The 23,019-nt window shown below is 73.6% G+C and carries 20 protein-coding genes and 1 pseudogene; 14 read left to right on the top strand and 7 right to left on the bottom strand.

From position 1 onward, the window contains the following. Positions 1–358: 358 nt before the first annotated feature. Positions 359–967 (bottom strand): SGNH/GDSL hydrolase family protein, encoded by a 609-nt coding sequence (locus ACQPYE_RS10790; RefSeq protein ID WP_498720923.1) that lies wholly within the window; start codon positions 965–967, stop codon positions 359–361. 43 nt (positions 968–1,010) lie between these two features. After that, positions 1,011–1,403, bottom strand: coding sequence for a bacteriophage spanin2 family protein (locus ACQPYE_RS10785; RefSeq protein ID WP_498720922.1), 393 nt, complete (start codon positions 1,401–1,403; stop codon positions 1,011–1,013). 281 nt (positions 1,404–1,684) lie between these two features. Here ACQPYE_RS10785 and ACQPYE_RS10780 point away from each other — a divergent pair, with 281 nt between their 5' ends. Then, a complete protein-coding gene (locus tag ACQPYE_RS10780; protein ID WP_498720921.1) occupies positions 1,685–2,074 on the top strand; it encodes a PPOX class F420-dependent oxidoreductase in 390 nt (129 codons plus the stop codon). Positions 2,075–2,090: 16 nt separating this feature from the next. Here ACQPYE_RS10780 and ACQPYE_RS10775 read toward each other — a convergent pair whose 3' ends face one another. Then, positions 2,091–2,945 (bottom strand): alpha/beta fold hydrolase, encoded by an 855-nt coding sequence (locus ACQPYE_RS10775; protein WP_498720920.1) that lies wholly within the window; start codon positions 2,943–2,945, stop codon positions 2,091–2,093. Between the two features lie 84 nt (positions 2,946–3,029). On the opposite strand from ACQPYE_RS10775, the gene ACQPYE_RS10770 reads away from it, so the two are divergent. From ACQPYE_RS10770 to fxsT, 5 genes are all read left to right on the top strand, one after another. After that, on the top strand, positions 3,030–3,605 hold the full coding sequence (locus ACQPYE_RS10770; protein WP_498720919.1) for a CGNR zinc finger domain-containing protein: 576 nt from the start codon (positions 3,030–3,032) through the stop codon (positions 3,603–3,605). A gap of 83 nt (positions 3,606–3,688) precedes the next feature. Beyond that, complete coding sequence (locus ACQPYE_RS10765) at positions 3,689–4,294, top strand: TetR/AcrR family transcriptional regulator (RefSeq protein ID WP_498720918.1); 606 nt, start codon at positions 3,689–3,691, stop codon at positions 4,292–4,294. Between the two features lies 1 nt (position 4,295). After that, entirely contained in the window at positions 4,296–4,853 is a 558-nt protein-coding gene (locus ACQPYE_RS10760) for a carboxymuconolactone decarboxylase family protein (RefSeq protein WP_498720917.1), read from the top strand. A gap of 39 nt (positions 4,854–4,892) precedes the next feature. Continuing rightward, positions 4,893–8,786: an Ig-like domain-containing protein gene (locus ACQPYE_RS10755; RefSeq protein ID WP_498720916.1), complete on the top strand. Its 3,894-nt coding sequence runs from the start codon at positions 4,893–4,895 to the stop codon at positions 8,784–8,786. Positions 8,787–8,894: 108 nt separating this feature from the next. Further along, positions 8,895–11,396, top strand: coding sequence for an FxSxx-COOH system tetratricopeptide repeat protein (gene fxsT / locus ACQPYE_RS10750; protein ID WP_498720915.1), 2,502 nt, complete (start codon positions 8,895–8,897; stop codon positions 11,394–11,396). Between the two features lie 5 nt (positions 11,397–11,401). On the opposite strand, the gene ACQPYE_RS10745 is transcribed toward fxsT, so the two are convergent. From ACQPYE_RS10745 to ACQPYE_RS10735, 3 genes are all read right to left on the bottom strand, one after another. After that, the gene (locus ACQPYE_RS10745) at positions 11,402–12,043 is read right to left on the bottom strand and encodes a hypothetical protein (RefSeq protein ID WP_498720914.1); all 642 of its coding nucleotides are present in this window, start codon (positions 12,041–12,043) and stop codon (positions 11,402–11,404) included. Between the two features lie 53 nt (positions 12,044–12,096). Then, on the bottom strand, positions 12,097–12,531 hold the full coding sequence (locus ACQPYE_RS10740) for a VOC family protein (RefSeq protein WP_498720913.1): 435 nt from the start codon (positions 12,529–12,531) through the stop codon (positions 12,097–12,099). 77 nt (positions 12,532–12,608) lie between these two features. Then, a complete protein-coding gene (locus tag ACQPYE_RS10735; protein WP_498722878.1) occupies positions 12,609–12,947 on the bottom strand; it encodes a YybH family protein in 339 nt (112 codons plus the stop codon). Positions 12,948–13,023: 76 nt separating this feature from the next. Between ACQPYE_RS10735 and ACQPYE_RS10730 the strand changes: the two genes are divergently transcribed. Beyond that, positions 13,024–14,016 (top strand): helix-turn-helix transcriptional regulator, encoded by a 993-nt coding sequence (locus ACQPYE_RS10730; protein WP_498720912.1) that lies wholly within the window; start codon positions 13,024–13,026, stop codon positions 14,014–14,016. A gap of 106 nt (positions 14,017–14,122) precedes the next feature. On the opposite strand, the pseudogene ACQPYE_RS10725 reads toward ACQPYE_RS10730, so the two are convergent. Beyond that, positions 14,123–14,419 (bottom strand): annotated as a pseudogene (locus ACQPYE_RS10725) (ATP-binding protein); the annotation flags it as partial. Positions 14,420–14,631: 212 nt separating this feature from the next. Here ACQPYE_RS10725 and ACQPYE_RS10720 point away from each other — a divergent pair. The 7 genes from ACQPYE_RS10720 to ACQPYE_RS10690 all read left to right on the top strand — a co-directional run bounded on the left by ACQPYE_RS10720 (position 14,632) and on the right by ACQPYE_RS10690 (position 22,980). Beyond that, positions 14,632–15,891: an ATP-binding protein gene (locus ACQPYE_RS10720; RefSeq protein ID WP_498720911.1), complete on the top strand. Its 1,260-nt coding sequence runs from the start codon at positions 14,632–14,634 to the stop codon at positions 15,889–15,891. Continuing rightward, a complete protein-coding gene (locus tag ACQPYE_RS10715) occupies positions 15,888–16,310 on the top strand; it encodes a roadblock/LC7 domain-containing protein (RefSeq protein WP_498720910.1) in 423 nt (140 codons plus the stop codon). The genes ACQPYE_RS10720 and ACQPYE_RS10715 overlap by 4 nt, the downstream gene beginning before the upstream one ends. Beyond that, on the top strand, positions 16,307–16,669 hold the full coding sequence (locus ACQPYE_RS10710; RefSeq protein WP_498720909.1) for a DUF742 domain-containing protein: 363 nt from the start codon (positions 16,307–16,309) through the stop codon (positions 16,667–16,669). Before ACQPYE_RS10715 ends, ACQPYE_RS10710 begins: the two co-directional genes overlap by 4 nt. Beyond that, positions 16,647–17,243 carry a GTP-binding protein gene (locus ACQPYE_RS10705; RefSeq protein WP_498720908.1) on the top strand — a complete coding sequence of 199 codons (597 nt, stop codon included), beginning with the start codon at positions 16,647–16,649 and terminating at the stop codon, positions 17,241–17,243. Before ACQPYE_RS10710 ends, ACQPYE_RS10705 begins: the two co-directional genes overlap by 23 nt. Then, the gene (locus ACQPYE_RS10700; RefSeq protein WP_498720907.1) at positions 17,240–18,625 is read left to right on the top strand and encodes a cytochrome P450; all 1,386 of its coding nucleotides are present in this window, start codon (positions 17,240–17,242) and stop codon (positions 18,623–18,625) included. Before ACQPYE_RS10705 ends, ACQPYE_RS10700 begins: the two co-directional genes overlap by 4 nt. Next, positions 18,562–19,710 carry a cytochrome P450 family protein gene (locus ACQPYE_RS10695; protein WP_498722877.1) on the top strand — a complete coding sequence of 383 codons (1,149 nt, stop codon included), beginning with the start codon at positions 18,562–18,564 and terminating at the stop codon, positions 19,708–19,710. Before ACQPYE_RS10700 ends, ACQPYE_RS10695 begins: the two co-directional genes overlap by 64 nt. Before the next feature lie 132 nt (positions 19,711–19,842). Continuing rightward, positions 19,843–22,980: an ATP-binding protein gene (locus ACQPYE_RS10690; RefSeq protein WP_498720906.1), complete on the top strand. Its 3,138-nt coding sequence runs from the start codon at positions 19,843–19,845 to the stop codon at positions 22,978–22,980. Positions 22,981–23,019: the final 39 nt, after the last annotated feature.

The following is a 23,019-nucleotide window of genomic DNA, read 5'->3' as shown; positions in this document are numbered from 1 at the left end:
GACGTCCACCGGACAACCGGTGCGCGCGTGCCGCGGCAATCGCCGACTCGAATTCCCTCGGACGCAGCCGGAAACCGCCGGGAACCCGACGGTGAACCGGAGAACGCCACACGCCGGCCGCCACGCGCCGAACGCGACAGGAATTACGAGAAGCAGCGAACCTGAATCACGCGCCGACCCCCTCGCGCCGCCCCCACGGCAGCGAAACGACGCTAACCCAGGCCGGAAAGGGGTGTCAACGACCGGGTCGGCGCTTCCACTTCTTCTTCACATTCCTACCACCGGCGGCCCACCACCGGCGCCACGAGCGACGGTGGTGACGTCGGATATCGGAACTGTCCGAATGGGTGTCGGTGGACTAAGCCGCCCAGCGGCCGGCTGCCGCCAGCACGGACGGCGCGAGGGCGGCGGCGATGAGCGCGTAGCCGGCGGGTGAGGGGTGGAAGCGGTCGGCGGAGAACAGGGTCGGGTCGGTGGCGAACCGGTCGGACAGCGCCGGCCCGGCCGCCGCCACCACACCGCCCGCGCGGACCACCGCGTCGGCCTGCACCCGTGCGTAGAGACCGCTGGCCTGCGACACGAAGGTCCGGTACGCGGGTGGCACGTGCGAGACGATGCTGAGGTCGGGCGCCGTCGCCACCACCACCTGCCCGCCCGCGCGGCGCAGGCCGAGCACGGCGTCGTGCAGCAGCCCCGCGCCCACCGCCGGCGGTGTGAACGACGTCAGGTCGTTCGCCCCGATCACGACCAGCGCGACGTCGACGCCCGTCCGCACCGCCGCGCGCACCTGCGCGTCCAGGCCGGCCGAACGCGCGCCGGACACCGCGTGCACGCCGAGGTCGACGGGGTGCCCCGCCGAGCGGAGCACCGCCGCCAACCGCTCGCCCAACGTCTCCTCGGGCCGATCGCACCCCACCCCGGCGGCCAGCGAGTCACCCAGGACGCGGAACCGGAGTCGTCCAGTCATCACAGCACTGCCAACGTCCGGCGCCGCTCCCGTACTCCCGCGCTCACGTGCACGCGGCGGTGAGGTTCGCGACCTTGGTCGCCTTGTCCTCCAGCCACGCGGCCGGCTGGAGCACGAGGTCGTCCAGCGTCACCGCGCGCAGCGTCGCGGCCACGGCGGTGATGGCTTCGTTGATCGTCGTGTCGGCGGCGTTCGCGGCCAGCGCGCTCAGGCTGTCCGCGGCGGAGTGCGCCTGCTCGACGGCCCGCTCCGGGCTGTCGGCGTCGAAGGCGGTGGTGGCCTGGGCCAGCGCCTCCGTGCACAGCTGGACGGTGGACGCGGTGTCGGCGACGGCCCCGGCCGCCTGCGAGGCGTCCTGGAGCGTTCCGCAGGCGGTCAACGCGGTGACGGCGACGATCGTGGTGACAGCGGCGGCTAGACGGGTGGTGACGCGCATGGCGTGCTCCTCCGGCTCAGGTCCCGAACCAGAGGTCTCCCCGACCGCCGACCTCGGCGGCGCCGTGACCGGACCGCTGCGGAGCGGCCGTAATGACGATCACGGGCAGAGTGGGTACTCCCCTCTGCCACCAGGATGCCGGTTCGACCGCCCGCCGGTCAAAGTGACGAGGACGACCTCACGGTTGCGCGACGGCGGGCAACCTGGCGGCGCGCTGCGAGTCGTCGGACGAATCGGCGGACGACGGACCGGGGGCGCGCCGACGCCCCTATGGTGAACGCATGAGCGTCATCCCGGACAGCCACCGCGACCTGCTGGAACGGCCGCTGTACACCCACCTGGCCACCGTCCGGCCGGACGGGAAGCCGCAGGTCAACCCGATGTGGTTCACCTGGGACGGCGAGCACGTGCGCTTCACGAGCACGACGCGCCGCCAGAAGCACAAGAACGTGGCCCTGCACCCGGAGATCGCGCTCTCCGTCAACGACCCGGAGCGGCCGACCAGGTACCTGGAGGTCCGCGGCGTGGTCGAGCGGGTCGAGGACGACTCGGAGGGCCGGTTCTTCCTCGAAGTCGCCGCGCGCTACGGGTTCCGGCTGGACGGCCCGCCGGCCGACGCACCGCACCGCGTCGTCTACGTCGTGAAGCCGACGTCGGTGAGCACGCAGTAGCGGACCGCCCGGGGGTTCACGCCGCCGTGCGGTCGAGGAAGTCGGCGATCAGCGGGGCGATCACGGGGAGTTGGTCCTCCAGGGCGAAGTGGCCCGCGTCGAGCAGGTGGAGCGCGGCGTCCGGCACGTCGCGCAGGTAGGCCCGGGCACCCGCCTCGGTGAAGAACGGGTCGCCGACGCCCCACGCGATCAACGTCGGCGGGCGGTGCTCGCGCAGCCACGCCTGCCAGTCGGGGTAGGCCTCGACGTTGCGGTGGTAGTCGTAGGCCAGTGCGAGCTGCGCCTCCTTGCGGCCGGGCCGGTCCAGGAACAGCTGGTCCAGCAGCCACCCCTCCGGTGCGACCAGGGCGGGATCGGCCGCGCCGCCCTCGTACTGGCCGCGGGTCGCGTCGAGCGTGAACAGGTCCAGGATGGTCTGCTCCCGGTCGGGCGTGGTGGCGATGAAGTCCCGCGCCGCGTCCGACAGGCCCTCGACGTAGGCATTGCCGTTCTGCACGACCAGCCCGGCGACCCGTTCCGGGTGGCGCAGCGCCAGCCGGAAGCCCACGGGCGCGCCGAAGTCGAACAGGTACAGCGCGAAGCGGGTCAACCCCAGTCGGTCGACGAAGCCCTCGACCACGTCGGCGAGGCGGTCGAACGAGTAGGTGAACCCGTCCGGGACCTCGGTGTGGCCGAAGCCGGGGTAGTCGGGCGCGACGAGCCGGTAGCGCGTGCCGAGGGCGTCCACGAGCCGGCGGAACTGGTGCGAAGCGGACGGGAAACCGTGCAGCAGCAGGAGGACCGGCGCGTCGGGTCGGTCCGGCAGCGATTCCCGGTAGAAGACCCGAACCCCGTCCACGTCGACGTGGCGATGGGCGACCCGAGCGATCATGTCACATGCCTCCTTGGCGTGAAGATGCGTTAGGTATAGCCGGGCTGACCTAATGGGTCAAGTGGGCTTGGTAGCATTAGTGATATGAGTGATCCCGGCCCGCTCACCGGCGAGCACCTCGCGGTGGACCTGGTCAACACCCGACCGTCGACCGAGGACGGCCGCGCCGACCTGCTGGACACCCCGGGGCGGTTGGCCGCCTGGGTGGCACTGGAACCCGCGCTCCGGGCGGAGGCGGGGGACGCCGTTGCGACGGCGGCCGACCTCGCACCGGTGCACGCGGTGCGCGAGCACGTCGACGCGGTGGTCCACGCGCTGCTGCACGGGACCCGGCCGCCGAAGGCCGCCCTGCGCGGCCTGACCGAGGCGGCGCGCGCGGCGCCCGCCGTGCGCGAACTGGGCTGGGACGGCGCCGCCGTCACCGCGACGCCCCGGCGTGCCGGCCGCCTCGGCGTCCGGCTGGCCGCCCGCCTGGCCGAAGCCGCCGCGGACCTGCTCACCGACGGCGCGATCGGCGACCTCAGGCAGTGCGAGGCCGAGGACTGCGTGCTCGTCTTCCTCCCGGCACACCCCCGCCGGCGCTGGTGCTCGCCGACGCGGTGCGGCAACCGCGCCCGGGTCGCCCGCTACTACCGGCGCCACAAGAACCCGACGTCGTGAGCGCGTGACACCGAAGCGGTTCGTTGCGACCGGGTTCGGCCGGAGCTATCTTGGAACAATCATTCCAAGATAGCGAGGCGGACATGCCGGACGTGAAGCACTTCGACCCCGAGGCGGTGCTCGACTCGGTGGAGGAGCTCTTCTGGCGACGGGGCGTGTCGACGACCGGCGTGCGGGACATCGTGTCGGCGACCGGCGTCAGCCGGTCCAGCCTGTACGCGACGTTCGGCGGCAAGCGCGAGCTCTACGTGGCCGCGTTGCGCCGCTACGCCGACCGCCGTTCGGGGCCGGTCTTCCGGCGGCTCGCCGAGGACGACCGCGGGCTGCCGGCGATCGCGGACTTCTTCCGCGCGTTGATCGGCGCGCGCTGTGCCGGCGAGCACGCCCGGTGGGGTTGCATGGTCACCAACGCGCACGCCGGCACGGAGAACGAGGACCCGGACGTCCGAGCGGTCCTGCACGAACACCACGACCGGCTGCGGGCGGCGATGTGCGCGGCGCTGGAGCGCGCGCGGGCCGCCGGCGAGCTGCGGCCCGGCGTGGTGCCCGGAACGTCGGCCGACGTGCTCGCGCTGCTGGCCCACGGGGTGAACGTGCGCTCCCGCGCGGGCGCGACCCCGGAGGCGCTCGGCGACACCGTCACGGCCGTGCTCGACTCACTGGCGAACCGACCCGAGGAGATCCGCTGACATGGTGCAGTTCACCGTTCACGACGAGAACACCGCGCCCGAGGACGCCCGCCCGCTGCTGGAAGCGGGCAAGCGCCGCCTGGGTTTCGTCAGCTCGCTCAACGCCGTGATGGCGGAGTCGCCGGAACTGCTGGCCGGCTACAACGCCCTGGCCGAGCAGTTCGGCAAGTCCTCGCTGTCCGCGCACGCGAAGCACGTCGTGTGGATCACCACCAGCGTCCTGAACGGCTGCGAGTACTGCGTGGCCGCGCACTCCACGATCGCGTTGAAGACCGGTCTGGACGAGGAGGCCGTGCAGTCCCTCCGCGCCGGCAAGCCGTTGTCGGACAACGCCTTGGAGGCCGTCCGCAAGCTCACCGAGCGGGTGGTCACCGACCGGGGTTGGGTGGGTGGCCAGGAGGTCGAGGAGTTCCTGGCCGCGGGCCACACCCGCCGCCAGGTGCTGGACGTGATCCTCGGCGTCGGGATGAAGACCTTGTCCAACTACACCAACCACATCGCGCACACCCCGCTGGACCCGGCCTGGCAGGACCAGGAGTGGAAGCGGGACGAGGTCTAGGACGACGCCCGCGCCCGGTTCGACCCGTGAAGACCCGAGGTGACGAACAGGTCTCGTAACGCCGCCGGCGGTTCCGCCGAACTCCTGTCGAGCGGCGAGGGGATCTTCATGGTGCGGTCATTGGTGGTTGCGGCACTGCTGGCGGGCGCGGTGACGGTGACGACGCCGCCACCGGCCGAGGGGACGGCGCCGGTCGGGGTGTCGGTCGAGCTGTCCACCTCGCCGGTGCCCGTCGGCACGGCGGTCCGCGCGACGGCCGTCGTGGACCCGACCGAACCGGACCCGACCGAGGTCGGCGGCACGGTCCGGTTCACCCTCGACGGCACGCCCGTCGGGACCCCCGTGACGCTGGTCGGCGGCCAGGCGTCGGCCGTGCTGCCGCCGGCTGCGGTCGGCGCGCACCGCGTCGGCGCGGTGTACGACGGCGACCAGCGCTTCGCGGCGGGCGACGCCGGTCCGGGCGCGAAGCTCGTGGTCACCCCGGCGGGGTCGAGCAGGTTCGTCGCGCTGCCGCCCGCGCGCGTCCTCGACACCCGGGACGGCACGGGTCACACCGGTGGCAGGCCGAACGCGGGCACGACCGTCCGCTTCCGCCCCGGGATGCCGGCCGGCGCGACCGCGGTGGCGCTCAACGTGACGGTGACCGACGCGGCCGGGCCCGGTCACGTCACCGCCTGGTCGGGCGCGGGCACGCGGCCGGCCACCTCGAACCTGAACGTGGAACGGGCTGGCGACACGATCGCCAACCTGGTCGTGGTCCCGCTGTCCGCGAGCGGCGAGGTGGGTCTGCACACCACCACGACCGCGGACCTGATCGCCGACGTGGCGGGCTACTTCGTCACGTCCTCGTCGGCGACGGCGGGACGCCTGGCGCCGCTGACCCCGGCCCGGCTCGCGGACACCCGCACCGGGTCGCGGCCGGCGGCCGGGTCGACGATCACCGTCCGGGCCGCCGGGGTGGGCGGGGTGCCCCCGGCGGGCGCGGTCGGCGTGGTGCTGAACGTGACCGCCACCGAGGTCGTCGGGCCGGGTCACGTGACGGTGTGGCCCACCGACCGGCCCCGGCCCACGGCCTCGAACCTCAACACCACCCGGGCCGGCCAGACCATCCCGAACGCGGTGTGGGCGCCGTTGTCGGCCGACGGGTCGGTCGCCCTGTTCACCTCGGCGCCGGCGCACCTGGTGGTGGACGTCGCGGGCTGGTTCACCGGCGAGACCGCCGCGTCGGGCACCGCCGGGCTGTTCGTGCCCACCACCCCCACCCGCCTGCTGGACACCCGGCCCGACTCCCGGATCGGGCACCAGGGAGGCAAACCCGTCGCGTCGAGCGCGGTGTCCGCCGTGCTGGCCGGGCGCGAGCCGGTGCCGGCGGGCGCGGCGGCCGTCGTGGCGAACGTGACCGTCACCGAGGCCGAGCGGCCCGGGCACGTCACCGTCCACCCCGGCGGCACGGCCCGGCCGCAGGCGTCCAGCCTGAACATCGACACCGCCGGCCAGACCCGGCCCAACCTGGTGACGGTGCCGCTGGGCGGTGGGGCCGTGGAGCTGTTCCCGACCGCGCCCACGCACCTGGTCCTGGACGTGGCCGGGTACTTCACCGCCGACCTCGACCCCGGCGCGCCGGCCACGTCGCACGAGGACGTGGACCCGGCCGCGTCGACCGTCGTGCTCGACCCGCCCGCCGTGACCGCGCTGACCGCCACGACGGTGACGCTGGCCGCCGGTGTCGCGCGCCCCGCGGTCGGTGCCGGCCTGGTGCTGCGGGGCGGCGGATCGCTCGCACCCCAGGGCCGGACCGGAACCGTGACCGCGGTGACCTCCGGGCCGGGCGGGACGACCGCGGTGACGCTCGCCGCCGCGCCGTTGGAGCGGCTGTTCGACCGGGTCGACATCGCCTACGACGGACCGGCCGACCTCCTGCCGCCCACGTCCGCCGCCACGCGCGGCGTCGGCGTGGAGGTGCCCGTCGACGAGTCGGTGATGGACCTGGGCCGGCCGGGCGCGTTCTCGTGCTCCACCGGGACCGGGACGACGCTGTCGGCGGCGCTGGTGCGGTTCGACAACACCAGGGTGCGGTTCGAGCAGCGGTTCGGGCCGCTGACGACGCCGTTCATGCACGTCTCGGTGGAGACCGAGCCGGTGGTGCGGTTCGCGGCCGAGTTCTCGGGCAAGGTGACGTGCGAGCTGTCCCCCGCCGTCCGCGAGCGCGTCCGGTTGGTGTGGCGGCTGCCCACGAGCGTCCCGATCACGGTCGACCTCGCGCCCGTGCTGCGGTTCGAGGCGAGCGCGGCGGTGACCGTGGACATGACCGTGCGACTCCGCCGCATGGTGGGCTTCGAGACCAACCCCGACCTGTCGCTGCGCGCCCTGAACTCCTCCTCGCACCGCAACGAGGGGACGTCGCTGTCCGGCCAGGTGGCCGTGTCGGTGCTGATGGGCGCGGACGTGTCGGTGAAGGTGCTCGATATCGCGGGTGTCGGCTTCACCATCGGGCCGCAGTTCACCGCCGCGCTGGACACGTCGGGCTGCCTGACCCTGTCGGTGGCGATGCGGTTCGAGCTCGACGTGCGCGTCGACCTGCTGTTCATCCACGCCAAGAAGACCCTGATCAGCCTCGTGATCGGGCCGTGGACGCTGCTCACGTCGTGCCAGGGCGGTTCGGCCGGGCCGCTGCGGGTGGCGGTGTCGACGTTGCCGATGGGGCTCGTCGGCAAGCCGTACCGGGCGACGCTGACCGCCTCCGGCGGCGTCGCGCCGTACGCGTGGCAGGTCTCCTCCGGCCCGACCTGGCTGCGCTGGGACGACGCAGGCCACCTCGGCGGCACGCCGCCCGCGCCGGGCAGCGAGCAGCTCTGGGTGCAGGTCACCGACGCGGCGGGCACCCAGCGCACCACCTCCGTGCAACTGGTCGTCGCCACCACCGGCGACGGCGCCGAACTGCTGTCGGTGACGCCGTCCGGCGCCCCGGGCAACGCGCCGGCGGGTCGGGCCATGATCGGCGCGGACGGCCGGTTCGCCTACTTCGAGTCCGCCGCCACCGACCTCACCGCCAGCCCGCTGACCCGGCAGCCGTCGGTGTTCGTCCGCGACCGGGTCACCCGCACGACCGCGCGCGTCGACCCGCCCGGCGACACCGGCGCCCGCCACGAGCTGCGTGCGATCTCCACCAACGGCCGCTACTCCCTCATCCGCTCGACCCTGGACCGGCCCCAGCAGGACGCGCTCTGGCGGCACGACCTCGTCACCGGCGCCTCCACCCGGCTGGTCCTGCCGGACGACCTGCTGGCGGGGAGCACGTCGCGCGAGAACTCGATCTCCGACGACGGTGACGTGGTGTACCTCGGCTACGGCCGCCTGGTGCGGTTGTCGACCCAGGCCGTCACCCAGTTGCGCTGCCCCGGCTCCACGTCCCCGATCGGCGACTTCGCCCACGACGTGCGGTTCGCCGGTGACGCGTCGTCGGTCTTCTTCATCTCCGACCGCTGCGGCGAGGCGTACGACTCCGGCTACCGCTTCGACACCGCCACCGGGACGTCCCGGGTGGTGTTCCCCACCTGGTGCGGCTGGAACGCGGGCAGCCTGTGCCTGGAGCGCCTGATCCCCACCGCCGCGGGCGACTTCACCGCCGCCCTCGACGTGAGCAGCACCCAGTCGGCGCTGTACATCGGCACCGGCGCCACGCCGGTGCGCAGCCCGCTGGTCATGCCGTGCGGTCTCGCCGAGGACTCGTCACGGGTGGCGTTCCTGTCCGACTCGACCCTGCTGCCGGGAGGCGACCCCCGGAGCTGGGACCTGTACTCGTGGAACCGGAGCACCAACGCGATCAGCCGGGTGGCCGCGGGCGCGGGCTGCACGACCCACTCGTACGCGGGCCGGTCGAACGAGGTCGTCCACGTCCACGACGCCCAGGTCTACGTGCGGCCGGTCCGGTGATCGGCCGCCGCGCCGGCTGATGGCGTTCGGGGTGCGCGGTTCCGGGGCCTGGCGACGGCGTGGGTGGATACCGTCGGGCGCGGTGCTGCCCGGCGGTCAGGAGCGTGCATGAGACTTCCACGGGGTGCGCTGGTCGCCGCGGAGGTGGCGCTGGTCTTCCTGACCGGGCTGGTGGTCAACGCGGCGAGCGAGCACCTGCCCAGGTGGATGACCCTCTCCTGGGTCGTGTGGCCGGTGCTGGTCGCCGTGCTCGGCGTGACGCTCGCGGTCACCTTCCGGCGTGAGCCGGCCGGGCCGAGCCTGCCGCCGGTGTGGAGCGTGCCGCCGCGCAACCCGAACTTCACCGGCCGCGCGGAGGAGCAGCGGTGGCTGCGGGACCGGCTCAAGCGCGACCGGAACGTCGCCGTGCACGCGGTGCGCGGCATGGGAGGCGTCGGCAAGACCCAGGTGGTGATCGAGTTCTGCCACCGGTGGGCGGGCCGGTACCAGGCGGTCTGGTGGATCACCGCCGAGGACGCGGCCCTCGTGCCGGGCCAGCTGACGCTGCTCGGCCGGGCGCTCGGGCTCACGTTGCCCACCAACGTCGAGGAGTCCGTCGGCGTGGTGCTCGCGGAGCTGCGCCGGCGGCAGGGCTGGCTGCTGGTGTTCGACAACGCCGAGACCGTGTCCGGTGTGCGCCGGTACCTCCCGTCGGGCGCGGGCCACGTGCTGGTCACGACCCGGCGGGCGGGGTTCGAGGCGATCGCCGCGGTCAGGGAGGTCGACACGTTCCGCCGGCCGGACTCGGTGTCGCTGCTGAGGCGGCGCGTGCCCGTGCTGTCCGCGGCGCAGGCCGACGAGCTGGCCGAGCTGCTCGGGGACCTGCCGCTCGCGCTGGAGCAGGCCGCCGCCTACCTCCAGCAGACCTCGGTGCCCGTGCCGGACTACCTCGACCGATTACGCCGCAGCCCCGACACCACCGCCGATCGGGGGCGCGACGCGCACCGCACGCCGGACCACGACACGCTCGCCTCGCTGTGGGAACTGCCGCTGCGGCTGATCGAGGAGTCGTTCCCGGCCTCCGCGCGGCTGCTGGAGCTCTGCTCCTACCTCGCGTCCGAAGCGGTGCCCCTCGACCTGTTCGCCGACAACGCGCCCGCGCTGCCGGAAGCCCTGGCGGCGACCGTGTCGGACCGGTCGGGCAAGTTCGCGGACACGGTCGGCGTGCTCGTGGACTACTCGCTGCTGCGCCGGGTGGACGACAGCGTGCGGGTGCACCGCATGGTGCAGCTCGCCGTTCGCGCGAGGGTGGCGAGCCGGTCGCGTGACGCCGGGTCGCACCCGCAGGCCGTCGCCGCGAGGCTGCTCGTGGCGGACCTGCGCGAGCGGCACCCGAGGTCGACGTCGGCGTGGCCGCGCTGGCGCCTGGTGCTGCCGCACGTGCTGGCCTGCGTGGGGTTCGACGTGGACGTCGACCCGAAGGTCAGCGGGTGGCTGCTCGCTCGGGCCGGTGCGTACCTGCTCGAGACGGGGCAGTTCAACGACGCACGGCTGTTGTTCACCAAGGCGCTGGAGCGCGGTGAGGCGGCCTTCGGGCCGGACCACCCCGGCGCGGCCGTCCACCTCAGCAACCTGGGCGTCGTGCTGAGCGAGCTGGGGCAGCCGGAGCGCGCGCTGCCGTTCCTGCACCGGGCCCTCGCGCTCACCGAGGCCGCCCACGGGCCGCACCACCCCGCCGTGGCCGTGCGGCTGAACAACCTCGGGCTGGCCCTCCACGACCTCAGGAGGCCGGGCGAGGCGCTGCCGCTGATGCAGCGGGCGCTGGCGATCACCGAGGCGGCCTACGGCCCGGACCGGCCGATCATCGCCCTCCGGCTGGGCAGCCTGGGGCTCGTCATGCGCGACCTGGCGCCCGAACGCGCCCAGGAGGCCGAAGCCCTGCACCGGCGGGCCCTGGCCATCACCGAAGCCGAGCGGGGACCCGACCACCCCGACGTGGCGAGGGCGCTGCACAACCTGGGCGCGACCCTGTTCGACCGCGGCTACCCGTTCGACGCGCGGCGGTTGTTCGAACGGGCGCTGAGGATCAAGGAGGCGGCCTACGGGCTCGACCACCCGGAGGTCGCCGGCACCTTGAGCGATCTCGCCATGGCGCTGCGCCGGCTGCACAGCCCGGCCGACGACGTCCTGCTGGTGACGGCGCAAGCCCTGCTCAGGCGGTCGCTGGCCATCAGCGAAGCGGTGTTCGGCGGCGACCACCCGGTCGTCGCGGTGCGGCTCGGCAACCTGGGCCTGGTCCTGAGCGACCTGGGCCGGCCGGGTGAGGCGAAGGCGCTGCACGAGCGCGCGTTGGCCATCGCCGAGGCCGCGCACGGCGTCGACCACCCCGACGTGACCAAGCACCTGGACGGCCTCGCCGGCGCCTGGCAGGCCCAGGGGCACCCCGACCTCGCCCTCCCGCTGGTGGAACGGGCGTTGAAGATCACCGAGGCGTGGCACCGCGGCGACCACCCCGACGTCGCCACGAGGTTGAGCAGGCTGGGCCTGGCCCTGAGCCTCACGGGTCGCGAGGCCGAGGCCGGCCGACTGATCATGCGCGCCCGCGCGATGCGCGAACGGCTGTCGGCGTGATCGGCTCAGGCGACCGGCGGATCCTCCCAACCCCGCGAGAGGGCGAGACGGCCGGATCGGAGCGCGTCGCGTTGCCGGGTCACCCATCGCTCGACCCGAGCCGCGGATTCCGCGACGGGCCGGTCCGTGGTGTCGATCAGGTGGGTGCGCCACCGCCGGTCGCCGGCGGTCCACCCGGTCCAGCGGTGCCAGGCCATCCGGGGCCAGCCGCCGTCGGTGATGGCGTCGGGCCGGTGCCGGGGGTCCTTGGCGTGCTCGCGGTGCCAGGCGGCCCACCCGAGGAAGGCGTCCACCGCCGGAGCGTCCCACCGGCCCCCGTCGCGCGTGGTGAGCCTGCTGCGCCGGACCTCGTCGGACACGTCGACCAGGCACACCGCGATGCCGTCCAGCAACGGGGCGCAGGGGGTGGCCAGGACCTCACCGAGCGGGGACTGCCCGGTCAGCAGCAGGTCGACGCCGCGGTCCTGGTACTCCAGCGCGCGGCGCACCCACACCTCGGTCATGCGGTTGCGCCACCGCCGATCGGCGTCCTCGGGCACGCCGAGCTCGTCGAAGTCGTGCACGGCGAGCCGACCCAGCCGGTCGCCCATCGCGTGGGCGAGCGTGGTCTTGCCCGCACAGCTGGAGCCGGTCAGTTTGAGCAGCACCACACCAGGGTGGCAGGCGGGAGGCGGTGTCCTCGAAGGATTTCCCCCGGCGCTCAGTCGAGGCAGAACTCGTTGCCCTCGACGTCCTGCATCGTGATGCACGACTCCTCGACGCCATCGGCGTGCAGGGTTCGCACGTGCGCCGCGCCGAATTCGACCAGCCGTGCGCACTCGGCTTCGAGCGCGGCGAGGCGTTCCGCGCCCACCAGCCCGGTCCCGACCCGCACGTCGAGGTGCACCCGGTTCTTGACGACCTTGCCCTCGGGCACGCGCTGGAAGAACAGCCGCGGGCCGACGCCCGAGGGATCGACGCAGGCGAACGCCGCGCCCTGGCGCCCAGCCGGCAGCGAGCGGTCGTAGTCGCCCCAGGTGGCGAACCCCTCCGGTGGCGGCGGCACGACGTAACCCAGCACCTCGCACCAGAACCGGGCGACCCGCTCGGGATCCGCGCAGTCGAAGGTGACCTGGACCTGCCTCACCGACACCATGGGGCCACCCTAATTCCGCGTGCGGTCACCGCCGCACGGCGGTGGGCGCGGTCGCGCCGGCCCACCGCCGCCCTCCGCTACGGCACCAGCACCGGCTGGTCCAGGACCCACAGCCACGACCCGTCCGGCTGGCGCCGGGCGACCTCGACGGTCAGCTCACCGCTGGTCAGCGTCGAGATCGTGAGCGCCAGGTCGCCGCTCACCAGTGCCGGGTGCTGCCGTCCCGGCGTGAGCACCGGCGCGGCCGAGACGAACTGCTCGTAGACCTCCCGGATCTCCGCGTGGCCGGTGGCCAGGTTGCCCGGCGGGAACGCCAGCACGGCGTCCGGCTCATACAGCGCCACCAGCCCGTCGACGTCCCCCGCGTTGCCCCGCTCGATGAAGTGCTTGCCCAGGTCGTTCGGCTCCACGGCCACGTTCTCACTCGTCATGCCGGTAAGCCTCCGCGCAATACACGACACCCTGTGTCACGTATCCCGATAGAGTTCGCCCGTGCGTGCCGACCGGTTGGTCTCGCTGGTGCTGCTGCTGCGCCGGCACGGTCGGCTCTCCGCGACGGCACTGGCCCGCGAGCTGGAGGTGTCCACCCGCACCGTGCTGCGGGACGTCGAAGCGCTGTCCGCGGCCGGCGTCCCGGTCTACGCCGAACGCGGCCGGCACGGCGGTTTCGCGCTGCTGCCCGGTTTCCGGACCGAGCTCACCGGGCTGAACCACGACGAGGCGCTCGCCCTGCTGGTCGCCGGGTCGCGGCGCGGTGCGCAGGCGTTCGGCCTCGGCTCGGCGCTCGCCTCGGCCATGCGCAAGGTGGTCGACGCGCTGCCCGAGCACTACCGGGACACGGCGGCCGGCGCGGCCCGGCGGTTGCTCGTCGACCCGGGCACCGACCTGCTGTCGCGCCGGCAGGCCGTCGAGGAGGTGCCCGACGCCGTGGTCGCCGAGGTCCGGCGCGCGGTGTTCGCCGGGCACAAGCTGCGCATCCGCTACGCGGCCGTGGACCAGGCCCCGAAGTGGCGCACGGTGGACCCGATCGGCCTGGTCACCGTCCGCGAGCAGGGCTACCTGCTCGCCACGAGGTCCGGCGAGGACCGCACCTACCGGCTGTCGCGGGTGCTGGCCGCCGAGGAGCTGGCCGAACCCGCGCAGCGACCGGACCGGGTCGACCTGGACCGGGCCTGGCAGGAGCGCGGCACGCGGTTCCGGGCCGGCGGCGACCAGGTCACCGCGCTGGTGCGGGTGCGCCCGGCGCGACGGGAGGACCTGGTGGACACCGCGCTGGCCGTCCTCGCCGAAGAGGCCGAGGAGGTCGAGGAGGCCGGCGCGGACGGGTGGCTGCGGTTGGAGGTGACGTTCCAGGACTCCCGGCACGCCGAGTGGGCGTTGTGGCAGCTCTCCACGAGCGCGGAAGCCCTGACCCCGCCGTGGCTGCGGACGACCCTGCGCGACCGCGCCACCGCCATCGCCACCCGCTACGGAGCGACCTCCTGAACGCCCTCCCGAGCGTCGACCCCCGCTGATCCGACCGCAGTCGCTTAACCGCCGCATAAAGCCCCACGTCGAGCGCCCCGGTTTTGTCGTCCCCGGCGGCGTTGCGCGCCATCGACGCGGTGAGATCCGGCGGGAACCGGTATCCGACGATCCGCGCGCCGCGCTCCCGACCGGCCGCGATGAGCGGCGCACATTCCTCGGTCGACGGATTGGTGTTGTCGACCGCGACCTCGTACCCGGCGGTCAGCGCCTCCCTGACCAGCCACGACTGCCGCAGCTGCCGCCGTCGCGCATTCGGAGACGCGTCCTTGCCCACGTGCGCGTGCGTGCCCGCCAACGCGGTGCGGTGGAAAGTCGTCTTCCCCGACGCCCGAAGCCCGATCAAGATCGCGACTTCGGTCACCGCGCAATCCTATGCGGCTCGCCCGAGCGGCGCTCGTCGACCACCTCATCACACTGTCCACAGTGGACATATGGTATTGGTATTCCCGGTGAGTTACTCCTATCGGAGGGAGACCGGGGCAACCACTTGGCGGCCGATGAAGTCCCGTGATAAAGATTCAGACCCCTGCTGACGCACTGGTATCCGGCAGCTCGCCCGCACCAGAGGAATTGATGGACCAACAAACACTCGCGGTGGCGTTCTGGTTCCTGCTCGCCATCGTGCTGATCGTCGTGTTCCTGCTGGTACGCCAACGACGGACCACCCACGCGTTACAACTCCGGGCCGAGGCGGCGGAGGCCCGGGAACGCAGCCGCGCCGAGGAGGAGCGGCACCTGGTCGACGCCCGGCTGCCCGCCCTGGCGGAGTCGCTGAACCACCGGCCCGTCGAGGTGCCCGGCCCGCGGCACCCCCGGCTCGCCGAGGCGCACGAGCCGGTGTTCGCGCTGTTCACCGACTCGGTCCGGCAGGCGGGCGCGCGGGGCGAGCAGTCGGCCCGCGCCACGCTCAAGGCCATGATGCGCGCGGTGCAGAGCCTGTCCAACGAGCAGCAGGTCGCGATCTCGGCCATGCAGGAGCGGCACGACGACCCGGACGTGCTGGCCGGGCTGATGCGCATCGACCACATGAACTCCCAGCTCAACCGCCGGGCGCAGGCCACGGCGGTGCTCTGCGGCTCCTGGCCGGGGCAGCAGCGGTCGGCGTCCTCGCTGACCGACGTGGCGCGCGGCGCCACCTCGCGGATCCGCGACTACCTGCGGGTCAACGTGCCGGCCGAGTCCGACGTCGCGGTGGTCAGCCGCGCGGTCGAACCCGTCGTGCTGGCCGTGGCCGAGCTGCTCGACAACGGCGCCCGGCACTCGCCGCCCAACACCAGCGTCGAGGTCAACTTCCAGCAGGCGCACAACGGCATGGTCGTGATGATCGACGACGGCGGCGTCGGCATGACCGTCGAGGAGCTGCACCGCGCGGCCCGGCTGCTGGCCGGTGACGGCGGCAGCGACATCAACCGGCTCGGCGACCCGCCGCAGGTCGGCTTCGCGGTCATCGGCGTGCTGGCCAAGCGCTACGGCTTCCGCGTCTCGGTGGACACGCGCTCGCCCTACGGCGGTGTGCGCGCGGTCGTGTTCCTGCCGAACGAGCTGCTCACCCGGGTCAGCAAGCCGACCATGCCCGACCACGCCGTGGCGCTGCCGCCCGAGCGGCAGCCCGTCGCGCCCGCGCAGCCCGCCGAGCTGGAGCGCACCCCCGGCGGCCTGCCCCGGCGGCGGCGGACGCACACCGTCGACCAGGGCGCGCCGCCGCGGCCCCCGACCGTCCCGGCGCCGGCCGACCAGCGGATCGCGACCGGGCTGGCCGCCTGGAAACGCGGCACCGACTCGGGCCGGGCCACCACGCCGCCGCCTGTCGCTGAAGGGAACACCCAGGCATGAACACTTTGGGTTGGATGCTCGACGACGCCCTGAAGATGCCGGAGACGCGGCACGCCGTCCTGCTCTCGGCCGACGGGCTGCTGATGGCGCACTCCGCCGGCATCGACCGCGACGACGCGGAACGGCACGCCGCCGCGATGTCCGCGCTCCAGGCGCTGGCCCGCGCCACCGCCGAGTTCTGCGCGCAGACCAGCGCGGACTGGCGCCAGACCGTCAGCGAGTTCGCCGACGGCTACGTCTTCCTGGCCGCCGCCGGTCCGGGCGCGTACCTGGCCGTGTCGGCGACCGCGCGGGTGGACATGGAGGCGGTCTCCTTCCGGATCCAGGAGCTCGTCCAACGGCTGGGCAAGGAGCTGACCAGCCCGCCGAGGCAGGCGGAGCGCACCCCGCCGCAGCGCGAGGCAGGCAGCCCGGCGTGAGCGGCGAGAGCGCCGGGAGGCGCCTGCGCGGGCTGGTGCGACCGTACGTCGTGACCGGCGGCCGAGCACACGCCAGCCGCAACACCTTCGACGCGGTCACGGTCGTGATCGCGACCCGCGAGCAGGTCTCCGGGCTGTCGCCGGAGAAGAAGCGGCTGATGGAGCTGTGCCGGGGCGGCGCGTTGTCGGTCGCCGAGATCGCCGCGCACCTCTCGCTGCCGATGAGCGTGACCAAGGTGCTGCTGTCCGACCTGGTCGACAGCGGTCACATCGCCACGCACGCCGCGGTCTCGCACGCCGCCCGCCCGGACATGAAGCTGCTGAAGGACGTGCTCGATGGCCTCCGTGCTCGCCTCTGACGGCGTCTACCTGCGCGACACCGTGCGCACGACGGTGAAGTTACTGGTCGTGGGTCCGTTCGCGGTCGGCAAGACCACCTTCGTCGGCACCCTCTCGGAGATCCGCCCGCTGCGCACCGAGGAGACGATGACGCAGGCAGGCGCCCTCGTCGACGACCTCGCCGGGGTGGACGACAAGAGCACCACCACGGTCGCGCTCGACTTCGGCCGGCTGACGCTCACCGACGAGCTGGTGCTCTACCTGTTCGGCGCGCCCGGCCAGCAGCGGTTCACCCCGATCTGGAAGGACATCGCGCTCGGCGCGCTCGGTGCGCTCGTGCTCACCGACACCCGACGCCTCGAGCAGTCGTTCGAGGTCATGGGCCTGCTGGAGGAGTTGGGCATCCCGTACGCGGTGGCGGTCAACGCCTTCGACGGCGCGCCACCGTTCCCCGGCGAGGAGCTGCGGGACGCGCTGGACCTGCTGCCCGAAACCCCCCTGATGTTCTGCGACGCCCGCGACGTGACGTCGTCCACGCAGGCGCTCGTCTCACTCGTCGAGTACCTGTTGACCCGCAACCAGGAGAACGCGTGACCTCGCAAGCCGCCCCCGGGCAGGCATGTCCCGCACACCACGGCCGGATGCCGCTGCACGGCCCCGAGTTCGCCGCCGACCCGGCCGCGACCTACCAGGCCCTGCGCGCGCACGGACCGGTCGCGCCGGTCGAGCTGGCGCCCGGTGTGCCCGCCACCCTCGTCGTCGGCTACACCGCCGCGCTGGACGTCCTGCGCAACCCCAGCGCGTTCCCGCGCGACCCGCGCCGGTGGCAGGCGAAGATGCCGCCGGACTCCCCCGTGCTGCCGATGATGATGTACCGGCCGAACTGCCTGTTCACCGACGGGGCCCAGCACGCGCGGCTGCGCGCCGTGGTCACCGACAGCCTCGCCCGGGTCGACCCGAACGCGCTGCGCGCCCAGGTCGAGCAGACCGCGGACCGCCTGATCTCGCGGTTCGCCGGCGAGGGCGAGGCCGACCTGCTCGGCCAGTACGCGAAGCTGCTGCCGCTGATGATGTTCAACCACCTCTACGGCTGCCCGCCGGAGCTCGGCGAGCGGCTGGTCGTGGCCATGCGCAACGTCTTCGACATGGTCGACCCGGAGCAGGCCAACGTCGAGCTGACGCAGTGCATGGTGGAGCTGGTCACGCTCAAGCGTGAGCGGCCCGGCCACGACATGCCCTCGTGGATGATGGCCCACCCGGCCAGGCTCAACGACGAGGAGCTGATCCACCAGCTCGTCCTGCTCATGGGCGCGGGCACCGAGCCGGAGCAGAACCTGATCGCCAACGGCATCCGGCTGCTGCTGGCCGACGACCGGTTCGCGGGCGACCTGGGCGGCGGCAGCATGCCGGTCGAGGAAGCGCTCGACGAGGTGCTGTGGACCGACCCGCCGATGGCGAACTACTCGGCGAGCTACCCCGTCGAGGACATCGACTTCGCCGGTGTCCGGCTGCCCGCCGCCGAGCCCGTGGTGATCAGCTTCGCGGCGGCCAACAACGACCCCGCGCTGGCCGGCCAGCAGCGCTCCGGCAACCGGGCCCACCTCGCGTGGAGCGCGGGCGTCCACTCCTGCCCGGCGCAGCAGCCCGCGCGGCTGATCGCGTCGGTGGCGATGGAGAAGATCCTCGACGCCCTGCCGGACATGCGGCTGGCCGTTCCCGCCGACGAGCTGGTCTGGCGGCCCGGGCCGTTCCACCGGGCGCTCACCGCCCTCCCCGTGCGCTTCAGCCCGGTAGCCGTGCCCGTCCAGCCCGTCCAGCCCGACGAGTCACCTGGAGACACCCGTTGGAACGTGCAGCCGACCCCATCGTCCTCGACCCCACCGGCCGCGACCTCCACGCCGAGTCCGCGGCCATCGCCGAGCGAGGGCCGGCGACCCTGGTGGAGCTCCCTGGTCAGGTTCTTGCGTGGGCGGTGACCAGCCAGGAGTTATTACGCGAGTTACTCAGCGATCCCAGGGTCTCGAAGGACCCCCGGCAGCACTGGCCCGCGTTCAACAACGGCGAGCTGCCCGCGGACTGGCCGCTGCACCTGTGGGTGTCGGTGCAGAACATGTTCACCGCCTACGGCGGCGACCACCGCCGCCTCCGCTCGCTGGTGTCGAAGGCGTTCACGCCCAGGCGCGTGGCGGCGATGCGGCCGTGGATCGAGCAGATCACCGAGCGGCTGCTGGACCGGCTCGACGCGGCGGAGCAGCCGGTCGACCTCCGGGAGAACTTCGCCTACCCCATCCCGATCGAGGTCATCTGCCAGCTGTTCGGCGTGCCCGCCGAGGCGCGGTCCCGGCTGCGGAAGGTGGTCGACGGCGTCTTCGACACCTCGGTCACGCCCGAAGCGGCGCAGGCGAACGTCGTGCAGCTGTACGGGATCATGCACGAGCTGGTCGCGGCGAAGCGCGAGACGCCCGGTGACGACCTGACCAGCGGCCTGATCGCGGTGAGCGAGGACGACGGCTCGTCGCTGGACGGAGCCGAGCTCGTCGACACCCTGATCCTGATGATCTCGGCGGGCTACGAGACCACGGTGAACCTGCTCGACCAGGCCATCACCGCCCTGCTGACCCACCCGGAGCAGCTGGCCGCGGTGCGCGCGGGCGCCAGTGGCTGGATGGACGTGATCGAGGAGACCCTGCGCTGGCAGGCCCCGATCGCCAACCTGCCCCTGCGGTACGCCGTGCGGGACGTCGAGGTCGGCGGTGTGGTCATCCGCCAGGGTGAAGCGATCCTGGCGGGTTACGCGGCGGCGGGCCGCGACCGGTCGGTGCACGGCGACACGGCCGACGAGTTCGACATCACCAGGGCCGACAAGACCCACCTGGCGTTCGGCCACGGCGCCCACTACTGCCTGGGCTCCCCCCTGGCGCGGATGGAAGCGGAGATCGCCCTACCGGCCCTGTTCGCCCGGTTCCCGGGGATGGAGCTGGCGGTCGCGCCGGACGAGCTGGAGCCGGGCCAGTCCTTCATCTCCAACGGTCACCGCTCCCTGCCTGTGCGGCTGGGGTAACGCGGTCGACGACCGGGGCGCGTCACGAGCGGTGACGCGCCCCGTCCTGTCCGCGGACCGGTCGGCGGGCACCTCTCGGGCTGGTTCGCGCTCGTCAGAGGCCTGCCGGGGCTCCGTGACACAATCGGCCACGTGCAGATCGGGACGCTGGGGCCATTCGAGGTTCGCACGGACGACGGCGTCTTGGCCGACGTGCCGGGCGCGCGGTTGCGCGGGTTGTTGATCGCCCTCGCGCTGGAACCGGGCCACGTGGTCCCGAAGGCGTCGCTCGTCGACTGGATCTGGGGCGAGAACCCGCCCTCCGACGCGACGAACGCCTTGCAGCGCCTGGTCTCCCGGCTGCGCAAGGCGCTCCCGGAGGGCGCGGTCGAGGGGCAGCCGAACGGCTACCGGTTGCTCGTGGCACCCGACGCCGTCGACGCCGTCCGGTTCGAACACCTCGTCACGCGGGCCCGCGGCGAGGAGGCCCCGCAGCGGGTGCGGCTGCTGCGCGAGGCCCTGGCCCTGTGGCGCGGCACGGCCATGCAGGACGTCGGCCTCCAGGACAGCGAGGCCTTCGACGCGACCGTCACCCGGCTCGACGGGCTGCGCCTGACCGCCCTGGAGGACCGGTTCGACGCGGAGGTCGGCCTCGGCCGCGGCGCGGACCTCGTCCCGGAGCTGACCGATCTGGCCGCCGCCCACCCGATGCGGGAGAGGTTCGCCGTCGCGCTGATGCGCGCCCTCGTCGCGACCGGCCGCGACACCGAGGCGCTGCTCGTCTACGAGCGCACGCGGGAAGCCCTGGCCGACGCGCTCGGCGTCGACCCGTCGCCGGAGCTGTCCGCGTTGCACGTCGCGCTGCTGCGCGGCGAGGTGAGCCGGCGCGACGAGGACCGGAAGACCAACCTGCGCGCCGAGCTGACCAGCTTCGTCGGCAAGGACGCCGACGTCGCCGTGGTCCGCGGGCTCATCGCGGAGCAGCGGCTCACCACCCTGATCGGGCCGGGCGGCTCGGGCAAGACCAGGCTGGCCGCGGAGACCGCGCGCACGCTGCTCGACGACCTGCCGGACGGCGCCTGGCTGGTGGAGCTCGCGGCCATCGGCGCCGACGGCGACGTGGCGCAGGCGGCGCTCGCCGGGCTCGGCCTGCGGGACGCCCTGCTCGGCGACACCCCGAACGCGGAGCCCACGGACCGGCTCGTCGCCGCGCTCCGCGACCGGGAGGCGCTGCTGATCCTGGACAACTGCGAGCACGTGATCGAGGCGGCGGCGGCGTTCGCCCACCGGGTGCTCGGCGAGTGCCGGCGGCTGCGGGTCCTGGCCACGAGCCGGGAGCCGCTCGGCATCACCGGTGAGGCGTTGTGGCTGGTCGAGCCGCTCGGCCTGCCGGCGGAGGACGCCGACGCGGACGAGGTGGGGACGTCGCCGTCCGTCCGGTTGCTGCGGGACCGGGCGAGCGCGGTGCGCAAGGACCTCGCGGTCGACGCCGACGCGATGGCGACCATGGCGCGGATCTGCCGGGCGCTGGACGGCATGCCGCTGGCGATCGAGCTGGCCGCGGCCCGGTTGCGCACCATGTCGCTCGACCAGTTCGCCCACCGGCTCGACGACCGGTTCCGCCTGCTGACCGGCGGCAGCCGCACCGCGTTGCCGCGGCACCGGACGCTGCGCGCGATGGTGGACTGGAGCTGGGAGCTGCTGACCGACGCGGAGCGGGTCGTGCTGCGCCGGCTCTCGGTGTTCGCCGGCGGCGCGAGCCTGGAGGCGGCCGAGCGGGTCTGCGCCGACGACGCGGTCGAGCCGGACGAGGTGCTCGAACTGCTCACCGCGTTGGCCGAGAAGTCGTTGCTGGTCGCGTCGGGCGACGGCGCGCCGCGCTACCGGATGCTCGGCACGATCAAGGAGTACGCCGCCCAGCGCCTCGCGGAGGCGGGGGAAGCGGACCTGGCGCGCCACGCGCACCTCGGCTACTTCACCGAGCTCGCCGAGACCGCGGAACCGCAGCTCCGCCGGGCCGACCAGGTGACGTGGCTCGCCGTGCTCAAGGCCGAGCACGACAACATCGCCGCCGCGATGCGCGGCGCGCTGGCGGCGGGCGAGGCGCACGGCGCGATGCGGCTCGCGGCGGGCGCCGGCTGGTACTGGTGGCTGGCCGGGCACAAGTCCGAGGGCGCGGAGCTGATCCTCGCGGCCACCGGCACGCCCGGCGACGTGCCGGACGACGTGCGGGCCATGGTCTACAGCCTGATGACGATGTTCGCGAGCTCCGGCCTCGGCGACGAGCACCAGGCGGCCGAGTGGATCCACCAGGCGTACGAGTACAGCCGGCGGGTCGAGCGGGGCAACCCGCTGCTGGCGCTGGTCGTCCCGCTGGAACGCATGTTGCGGACGCCGGGCGCGTTCCTGCCCTCGTGGGAACCGCTGCTGGACAACGAGGACCCGTGGGTCCGCGCGCTGGCCCGGCTGCACCTGGGCAAGATGCGGATCGTCCTCGGCCACGGCGGTCGTGACGCGGACGCGTACCTCGAGACGGCGCTCACCGAGTTCCGGGCCATCGGCGAGCGGTTCGGGATCTCGTTCGCCCTGACGTCGTTGGCGGACCGCATCACGACGCGCGGCGAGTTCGCCGCCGCGTGCGGGCACTACGAGGAGGCCATCGCGGTCGTCTCCGAGATCGGCGCGGCCGAGGACGTCATCCGGATGCGGTCGCGGCAGGCGCAGCTGTGCTGGCTGATGGGCGACAAGGACGCCGGTGAGGCCGCCATGGCCGAGGCGGAGCGGGCCGCGGCACGGGTCACCTGGCCGGACGCGCTGGCCGAGCTGGCGCTCGCGAAGGCGGAGCTCGCGCGGTGGACCGGTGACGCCGGGGAAGCACGCCGGCAGCTCGCCACCGCGGCCACCCTGTTGGGGGACAACGCGGAACGACCGCACATCCGCGCGATCACCCACGACCTGCTCGGCTACCTCGCCGACGACCTGGACGAGTCCCGTGCCCACCGCGAGGTGGCCTGCCAGGCGGTGGCCGAGGCCGGGCACCCGACCACGACCGCGCTGGTCCTCGTCGGGATCGCGGACCTGGCGCTGCGCCAGGACCGGCACGAGCAGGCCGTCCGGCTGCTCGCGGCGAGCGCCGCCGCGGGCGGGCTCCAGGACCGCTCCCACCCGGACGTGGCCCGGATCGAGGAGAGCGCGCGGAGCCACCTCGGCGACGCGCGGTTCGCCGAGGTGGCTCGTGAGGGCGCGGAGACGGCTTGGTCCGAACTGGCGCGAGCCGCGCTCGTCCCCTGAGCGTGGCTCGCACTCGCGGCTCCCGGTGGACGCGATGCC

The sequence above is a fragment of the Actinosynnema sp. CA-299493 genome (assembly GCF_050946825.1).
Classification (GTDB): Bacteria; Actinomycetota; Actinomycetes; order Mycobacteriales; family Pseudonocardiaceae; genus Actinosynnema.
Note: the sequence above shows the minus strand (reverse complement) of the source record. Positions and strands in the feature narration are given on the sequence as shown.